Raw genomic sequence first — 8,642 nt, forward strand, 5'->3', positions numbered from 1 at the left:
ATCATCGTTCGACTTGCATGTGTTAAGCACGCCGCCAGCGTTCATCCTGAGCCAGGATCAAACTCTCCGTTGAAGTAAAACAAAAACAGACACAACCACAACCACCGGAAATAACGGCCGAAGGGCTGCACAAAATTTGAAACCAGCTGAAAACCAGACCCCACCCACAGGGGCGGACAGGGCCCGGCAAAATCAACCAATTCATAAAAACAAATCGGTATCAACAAACTTGGCACACTATTGAGTTCTCAAACAACAGACACACCCGGCACCACCCACACCCAACCAAGGGTCCAGGATCGCTCCGGAGCAACTTTCCAAACTTACCGGCTGCTAGCCTCCTAGTCAAATCGGCGTTCTTGACTTGATTTTCACGAGGAACTTAGTCAACTTCACCGATCTCCACTGGGGAGCAGCGCGGGTACTAACTATACCACCAGTTCTCCGGGGAGGCAAAACCCCCACCAGACGGATCCCGGCGCTTCAGCGGTCGTCCGCGGGATCCACGCAAAGGGCCCGGAAACTCAAGTCTTCCGGACCCTTCACCCTCAAACAAGCAGAACAACTACCCCACCGGCGCGAACCAGGAAGCTCCGAGCGGGGGCAAGGTAACGGTCAGTGCAGCAGGCAGTCCTTCCGCCCCGGGTGCGGTGGCAAGCAGTTCACCACTGTTGATCACACCCGAGCCTCCGTACACGTCGGCGTCTGTGTTGAGTACTTCCTGCCATGCGCCGGCAGACGGGACGCCAAGCACATAGTCCTGGTGCGGGCCTCCCGAGAAATTCACGGCGCACACCAAGGGGTTTCCGTCGTGGTCCCACCGGATAAAGGTCAGTACGTTGCGATCCGCGTCCGCACCGTTGATCCACTGGAAACCGCCAGGCTCGTTGTCCCGGACATGCAGGGCCGGCGTCGAACTGTACAGCGTGTTCAATTCGCGGGTGAGCAATTGCAGTCCGCGGTGCGCGGGGATGTCGGCAAGGAACCAGTCGAGCCCGTGCTGTTCGGACCATTCGGCCTCTTGGCCGAATTCGGTGCCCATGAAGATGAGCTGCTTGCCCGGGTGCGCCCACTGGTACGCCATGAATGCCCGCAGGTTGGCGAGCTGCTGCCAGCGGTCGCCCGGCATCTTGCGCAGCATGGATCCCTTGCCGTGCACTACCTCGTCGTGGCTGATGGGCAGCAGGAAGTTCTCGGTGAAGGCATAGACCATGGAGAACGTCACCGTACCGTGGTGCCAGCGGCGGTTCACCGGGTTTTCGGAGATGTACTTGAGGGAGTCATGCATCCAGCCCATGTTCCATTTGAGGCCGAATCCCAGACCGCCATGGTTGGTCGGTGCGGTGACGCCGGGGAACGCTGTGGATTCCTCGGCAATGGTCACTGCGCCCGGGTGGGTCTTGTAGATCGTGGCGTTGACCTCTTGGAGGAAGGAGATGGCTTCCAGGTTCTCGCGGCCGCCGTGGACGTTGGGGAACCACTCCCCTTCCTCGCGGGAATAGTCCCGGTAGAGCATGGAGGCCACGGCGTCCACCCGAAGCCCGTCGATGTGGAATTCCTCAAGCCAGTACAAGGCATTCGCGACCAGGAAGTTGCGAACCTCGGTGCGGCCGAAGTCGAAGATGAGCGTGCCCCAGTCCGGGTGCTCGCCGAGCCGGGGATCGGAGTGCTCGTACAGTGGTTCGCCGTCGAAGCGGGCAAGAGCCCATGCGTCCTTCGGGAAGTGGGCGGGGACCCAGTCAAGGATGACGCCGATGCCCGCTTGGTGCAATGAATCGACCAGGAACCGGAACTCATCCGGATGTCCGAAGCGGGAGGTCGGAGCAAAGTAGGACGTGACTTGGTAGCCCCATGAACCACCAAAGGGGTGCTCGGCCACCGGCATGAACTCGACGTGGGTGAAGCCAAGCCACTTCACGTACTCCACGAGGTCCTTGGCCAGCTCCTTGTACCCGAGGCCAAGGCGCCAGGAACCAAGGTGGACTTCGTAGACGCTCATGGGCGAGTTGTGCGGATCCTTGTTGGCGCGCGCCGTCATCCAGGCGTCGTCCTTGAAGCGGTAGCCGGATTCCACCACGCGTGACGCGGTCAGGGGGGGAACTTCGGTGCCGAAGGCGAGCGGGTCGGCTTTCTCCACCCAATGGCCGGCCTTGGTGAGTAGCTCGAATTTGTAGCACGCCCCTGCTACAACCCCCGGGATGAAGACTTCCCAGACGCCTGAAGACCCGAGGGAGCGCAAGGCATGCTCACGCCCGTCCCAAGAGTTGAAGTCGCCCTTGACGCGGACTGCCTGTGCGTTGGGCGCCCAGACGGCGAAGGAGACGCCGTCCACATCGCCGAGCGGGGAGCGGTAGTGCTGGACATGGGAGCCCAGTGTGTCCCAGAGCCGTTCGTGCCGGCCTTCTCCGATGAGGTGCAGGTCCACCTCGCCGACGGTTGGAAGGTAGTGGTAGGGATCGTTGATCGTCACCGGTGCGGAATCGCCGTACACAACGTCCAGGCGGTAGTCCGGCACGTGGCCGTGCTGCAGCGGTTCGAGGACCGCCACCCAGACCCCGTCGGTCTCGTGGGTCATCGGGGTGGAACCGGCTTCGGTGACTACAGTTACCTCCGCCGCGAGGTGCTTGACCGTGCGGATGGTGACGTGGCCGTGGTCGTCAAGGTGGGCGCCCAGCACCGAGTGCGGGGCGTGGTGCGCACCAGCGGCCACCCGGCCCAGGGTAGCGGCGTCCACATACAGCGGGACTCGGGGCCGTTCGGTACGTGCTGAGCCTGTCATTTCCTTACCTTCCGATGTCGCCGCGGCATCCGTGCCGGGGCTTGTGTTTCCGAGGAGCTGCCGCGAAGCATTGACCGGAATGGGCAACCAGTCCGGCCTGTTCCGCAGCTCGTAGATCACCTCGTACAAGGCCTTGTCCAGCCACAATGCCACAAACAGCGGCGATCGGCGGTCAATAGTTCCAGGGGTGATGTCGCCGTAGCCGGCCAGGAACGCCTCGGCGCAGTCGTCAACCCACGTAGCGGGAACCCGGGCGCCCGGGTTCTCGCGGATGGCCGCACCGGCCGCGTAGTCGAAGGACCGCAGCATTCCGACGACGTCCCGCAGGGGAACGTCTGGAATGTTACGGTGTTCGATCGGCCTCAGGGGTTCGCCCTCAAAGTCCAGGATCGCCCACCGGGCCGGTTGGCCCGCGGCGCCGGGCACCAAGAGGATCTGGCCCAGGTGAAGGTCTCCGTGGATGCGCTGCAGCGTCCCGGCTTCCTTGCCGGACAGTTGCGTCAGGAGTGCCTCAAGCTGCTGCTCATGGGGCCCGACGGCGGTGCCGGCCTCAGCCCATGACTGGCGCACGCGCCGGGCTACTTCGGGCGCGATGTCCTGGCCCGGAACGCGTTCCCGCGCGGTTCCGAGGGTTTCCGCGAGCCGCAGGTGCACGGTGGCAGTCGCCTGGCCCAGCTGGCGGGCTTTTGTGGCAAAGTCCTTGCCTGATGCCGCAGCGTCGACGGCGAGGCGCCAAGCGTCCTGCCCGCCGGCGAGGAATTCGTGGGCAACGGCGAAATCCGCCGAGGCTGTGCCGTGCCGGCCCAGAGGTGTCCGTACCTCCCAGGTTCCGGTAATCCAGCCGAGCGTGGAGGGCACTTCCTTCGTTCCCGCCGAGGTCAAGGCCGCGCCCACCTCCACCTCGGGGTTCTTGCCGACCGACAGGACCCGGAAGATCTTCACGATCGCCGCGGACACGCCGTCGTCGACGATCACCGAAGTGTTGGACTGCTCGCCGGAAGAGACCCGCACGGATCCTGAGGCGGTGGGCAGCCGCAGGCTGCCCGGCACGGTATGTCCGCTCGCGGTGCACTCCCCTTCGCCGGGCTCGGCGGACGCCTGACCCCGGATGAGATCGAGCCATACAGTCACAAAGTCAGGATCGTGGGGGGCGTCGTACACCCAGACCGGCGGGTCCTCATCGCTTGTTCCGCCGATCTGGCCCACTAAGGCAGTTGCCAACGCGGGCGCGGGCGCGGAGCGAAAGCTGAGCGGTACTTGGATGATGTCAGTCTGCCTCCCGCCATCGGCCGTGGCGTAGGCAACGGAGATGAGCTGGACCTCCAGGCCGGTCCCGGTGGCGGGCGCGGGAAGCCCGAACGAGCCGACGAAATCCAGTTCGAATAACCCTGCCTTGACGGGAAACCAGCGCTGCCGGGGCAGCCATTCCTTGAGCAGGGAGGCCAGGACCGTGGTGGGCGCCATGTGACTCATGTCAGCCTTCGATGGAGAGCACTGGGATGGCCTGGGTGTACGGCGAGGAGCCGGTGGAACCCGCCGAACGTATCCGCAGCCAGAAGAAGTCGTGGCTGCCGAGTGTGAGGGTCAGGGAGCCGTCGGCGCCGATTCCCGGGAAAGGCTGGCCTCCGAACACATCCCTTAGACCTCTTCCGGCGTATTCAGGGATGTCCAAAGTGGTAGCAACCGGATGTTGGGACAAGTTGAAAACGCAAAGAATGGATTCGGCATCCTCGCCTTCCGGATTGTCCTCCCGGAGTTCGCGCAAATAGGCAAGAACCACCTCGTGGTCTGCCGGAACGTTCCGGTAGCCTCCTAGCCCGAAGACCGCGTGGTTCCTCCGGACGCTCAGGATCTGGCGTGTCCAGCGCAGGAGCGAACCGGAATGGGCCGCTTCGGCCTCAACGTTCGCCATGCTGTAGTTGTAGACCAGCGACTGGATGACGGGCAGGTAGAGCTTTCCGGGATCGGCATTGGAGAAACCTGCGTTGCGGTCCGGGTTCCATTGCATCGGCGTGCGGACGGCGTCGCGATCGTCAAGCCAGATGTTGTCTCCCATCCCGATTTCATCGCCGTAGTACAAGAAGGGGCTGCCGGGCAGGGAAAGCAGCAACGCATTGATCAGCTCCATCTCGGAGCGGGAGTTGTCCAGCAGGGAAGCGAGCCTGCGCCGGATGCCGATGTTGGCCCGCATACGCGGATCCGGCGCGTACCAGCCCAGCATGGCGGCACGTTCGTCGGCGGTGACCATCTCCAGGGTGAGTTCGTCGTGGTTGCGCAGGAAGGTGCCCCATTGCGCGCCGGCCGGGATTCCCGGGGTATCCCGCAGTGTCTCGATGATGGGGGCGGCTTTCTGGTCGCGGAGCGCGTAGTACAGGCGCGGCATGATGGGAAAGTGGAAGGCCATGTGGCACTCCGGTTCTTCCTCCGTGCCGAAGTACTCCACGACGTCGTGCGGCGGTTGGTTGGCTTCGGCGATGATCACACGGCCGGGGTAGTTCTCGTCCACCATCTTCCGAAGGTCCCGCAGGAAGCCGTGCGTGGCCGGCAGGTTCTCGCAGTTGGTGCCCTCTTCTTCGAAGAGGTACGGGATGGCATCTGCCCGGAATCCGTCAATGCCTTGGTCCAGCCAGAACTTGACGACGTCGTGGACGGCCTCGATGACCTTGGGGTTTTCGAAGTTCAGGTCGGGCTGGTGGCTGAAGAAGCGGTGCCAGAAGAACTGCCGGCGGATCGGATCGAACGTCCAGTTCGACTCTTCCGTATCCACGAAGATGATGCGCGCGTCCTGGTACTTCTCGTCGGTGTCACTCCACACGTAGAAGTCGCCGAACGGGCCATCCGGGTTCTTGCGTGACTCCTGGAACCAAGGGTGTTGGTCCGAGGTGTGGTTCAGCGGGAGGTCGATGATGACCCTGACGCCCCTCGCATGGGCTTCGGCCACGAGCCGCTTGAAGTCGCTGATGGTGCCGAACTCGTCCAACACGGACGTGTAATCGGAAATGTCGTAACCACCGTCGCGCAAAGGCGAATCGAAGAACGGCGGGAGCCACAAACAATCCACCCCGAGCCACTGCAGATAATCCAGTTTGTCGATCAGTCCGTGGAAGTCACCGGAACCGTCACCATTCGCATCCGCGAAGGCCCTCACCAACACTTCGTAGAAAACAGCCTTCCGATACCAATGAGGGTCATGTTGAAGACCCGGGGCATTCAGCTCGAAAGTGTTCTTCGGCGTGAAGTACTGACTTTGACCCTGCGGATTGAAGCTCACTAAGGCTACCTCCGGATATTGAGAATGTGTGCCGGCTCTACGTGGGCGTCCAGTCGGACGTAGTTGTACTCGCCCCACTCCCAGCTTTCGCCGCTGACCAAATCATCCACCCAGAACCGTCCGTTGGCGGTGAAGTCGGACGGATCCAGCGAAAGAGCGGAGAGATCCAGGGTCACAGTGCTTTCCCTGGTGCCGTGGGGATCGACGTTGACCACAATGATCAAGGTGTCCTTGCTGCCGTCGGGCAAGGTCTTGTGCTTTGAGAACACGATGGTTGCGTCATCCGTGCTGTGATGCAAAGTCAGGTTCTGCAGGTCACCCAGGGCCGGGTGGGCCTTCCGGATGGCGTTAAGCCGCGTGATGTACGGGGCGAGACTGTGCCCGGAAGCCGCAGCGGCATCCCAGTTGCGGTCCTTGAACTCATATTTCTCGTTGTCGATGTACTCTTCGGCACCGGGACGCGCCACATGCTCGTACAGCTCGAAACCGGCGTAGACACCCCAGAGCGGGCTGGCCGTGGCGGCCAGTGCTGCGCGGATGCGGAACGCAGCCGGACCGCCGTATTGGAGGTATTCGGTGAGGATATCCGGGGTGTTGACGAAGAAATTGGGTCGGAAGTACGCCGGAGATTCGTGGCTTACCTCCTGGAAATACGATTCCAGTTCGGTTTTGGTGTTCCGCCACGTGAAGTACGTGTACGACTGTTGGAAACCTGCCCGGCCGAGGGCGTGCATCATCGCGGGGCGGGTGAACGCCTCGGCGAGGAAAACGACGTCGGGGTACTTTTTGTTGACCTTGCCGATCAGCCATTCCCAGAACCACACCGGTTTGGTGTGGGGGTTGTCCACACGGAAAATCTTCACGCCGTGGCTCACCCAGAGGAAGACGATCCGCAGGATTTCCTTGGACAGACCCGCGGGATCGTTGTCGAAGTTCAGCGGGTAGATGTCCTGGTACTTCTTGGGCGGGTTTTCGGCATAGGCTATGCTGCCGTCCACGCGGGTGGTGAACCATTCAGGGTTGGTCTTCACCCAGGGATGGTCCGGGGCGGCCTGCAGCGCCAAGTCCAGCGCCACCTCGAGGCCCAGCTCATTGGCGCGGGCCACAAAGGCGTCGAAATCCTCGAACGATCCCAATTCCGGGTGGATGGCGTCGTGGCCGCCGGCTTCGGAGCCGATGGCCCACGGCGAGCCGGGATCCTGCGGACCCGGAGTCAAGGTGTTGTTGCGTCCCTTGCGGTGCTGGAAACCAATCGGGTGGATGGGCGGCAGGTAGATGACGTCGAAGCCCATGTCCGCAACGGCGTCGAGCCTCTTGGCCGCCGTCGTGAAGTTGCCTGAAGTCCACGTTCCCGTGGTGGGGTCGAAAACGGCACCTTCGGAACGGGGGAAGAATTCGTACCAGGCCCCGCGGCCGGCGAGGTCACGCTCCACGAGGAGAGGGTATTGTTCCGAGACGGTCACCAGTTCACGGATCGGCTGGCGCTCGACGACGGCTGCGACCTCTGCGCTGAAGCCGGCGGCAAGGCGCTCCTCGGCAGTCTTCGAAGTATCGGCGAGGCCTTCAGAGGCAGCGCGAAGGATGCGCTTGTCCGCCCCGTTTCTCGTGCTTTCACCGGCCGCTTCCGCGAGTAGCGCGACGCCCTCGGCGAGCATCAGCTCCACGTCGATGCCGGCCTCGACCTTCACCTCCGCGTTGTGATGCCATGTGCCGTAGCGGTCGTGCCAGGCCTCGACTGCGAAGGTCCAGGCTCCGGGCGCGGTCGGGGTCAGCAAGCCCTCCCAACGGTCGGTTCCCTTGCCACGCTCACCCGGTGCCGGGGCGAGCCGGACACGCTGGCGTTCCTTGCCTTTGGGGTCCAGCAGGACGGCGCTCACCCCCAGCTGGTCGTGGCCCTCACGGAAGACCGTGGCGCCAACCACCAAATCTTCACCAGGCAAGGCCTTGGCCGGGAACCGGCCTTCCTCGATCACGGGCTGCACAGCCGTGATCGGGAATCTGCCGAACCTGAGACCTTCGGTGATACCGGTCTTCTGCTTGGACTTGGATGCTGAGCTGGATCGCGGTGCTGCAGTAGTGGTCACAACCTCGACGTTAGCGAGAAAAATCGCATTTTGCGAAGAGGTACCCCAGACTCTTCCGCGCAATGTGTCATTTACCTAAAAGAAACCGAAAGCTGTTCCTGCTGTCTACCGAGTGGATTAGTGTGACGCTCGTGAAGGCAATTCGAAGGTTTACCGTCCGTACCCTGCTCCCCGAGCCGATCCGGCCACTGGCGCGTCTCGCCACGAATCTGCGCTGGTCATGGCACCGGCCTACCCGTGAGCTCTTTGAGAGCCTTGACCAGGAATTGTGGGAGGAGAGCCGCCACGATCCAATAAGCCTCCTCGGGTCAATCAGCCGCGACCAGCTGGACCAACTTGCTTCCAACAATGAACTTGTCGAGCGTGTCCAGCACGCGGCTGCGGACCTGGACCGGTACCTCAGTGAGCCGCGCTGGTACCAGGGCCTGGGTCCGGACGCTCCGGCGTGCATCGCCTATTTCTCGCCCGAGTTCGGGATCACCGAGGTGCTTCCGCAGTATTCCGGCGG

General features: G+C 62.7%; 4 protein-coding genes and 1 rRNA gene. 1 reads left to right on the forward strand and 4 read right to left on the reverse strand.

Features of this window, described 5'->3' with window-relative positions; translation table 11 throughout:
* From AB4Z38_RS25335 to AB4Z38_RS25350, 4 genes are all read right to left on the reverse strand, one after another.
* A 16S ribosomal RNA gene (locus AB4Z38_RS25335) occupies positions 1-73 on the reverse strand; the annotation flags it as partial.
* 492 nt (positions 74-565) lie between these two features.
* On the reverse strand, positions 566-4,252 hold the full coding sequence (locus AB4Z38_RS25340) for a 1,4-alpha-glucan branching enzyme (RefSeq protein ID WP_441432275.1): 3,687 nt from the start codon (positions 4,250-4,252) through the stop codon (positions 566-568).
* A gap of 1 nt (position 4,253) precedes the next feature.
* Entirely contained in the window at positions 4,254-6,050 is a 1,797-nt protein-coding gene (treS, locus tag AB4Z38_RS25345) for a maltose alpha-D-glucosyltransferase (RefSeq protein WP_441432276.1), read from the reverse strand.
* A gap of 5 nt (positions 6,051-6,055) precedes the next feature.
* The gene (locus tag AB4Z38_RS25350) at positions 6,056-8,134 is read right to left on the reverse strand and encodes an alpha-1,4-glucan--maltose-1-phosphate maltosyltransferase (protein ID WP_441432277.1); all 2,079 of its coding nucleotides are present in this window, start codon (positions 8,132-8,134) and stop codon (positions 6,056-6,058) included.
* 131 nt (positions 8,135-8,265) lie between these two features.
* Between AB4Z38_RS25350 and AB4Z38_RS25355 the strand changes: the two genes are divergently transcribed.
* On the forward strand, positions 8,266-8,642 hold a 377-nt coding region (locus tag AB4Z38_RS25355), incomplete at its 3' end, for a DUF3417 domain-containing protein (protein ID WP_441432278.1).

Origin of the sequence: Arthrobacter sp. 2RAF6 (genome assembly GCF_052115205.1) — a bacterium.
Taxonomy (GTDB): Bacteria; Actinomycetota; Actinomycetes; order Actinomycetales; family Micrococcaceae; genus Arthrobacter.

What these genes read in the sequence shown, in the direction of transcription:
- AB4Z38_RS25340 (WP_441432275.1), bottom strand. Translation starts at nt 4,252, where the DNA reads ATGAGTCACATGGCGCCCACCACGGTCCTGGCCTCCCTGCTCAAGGAA.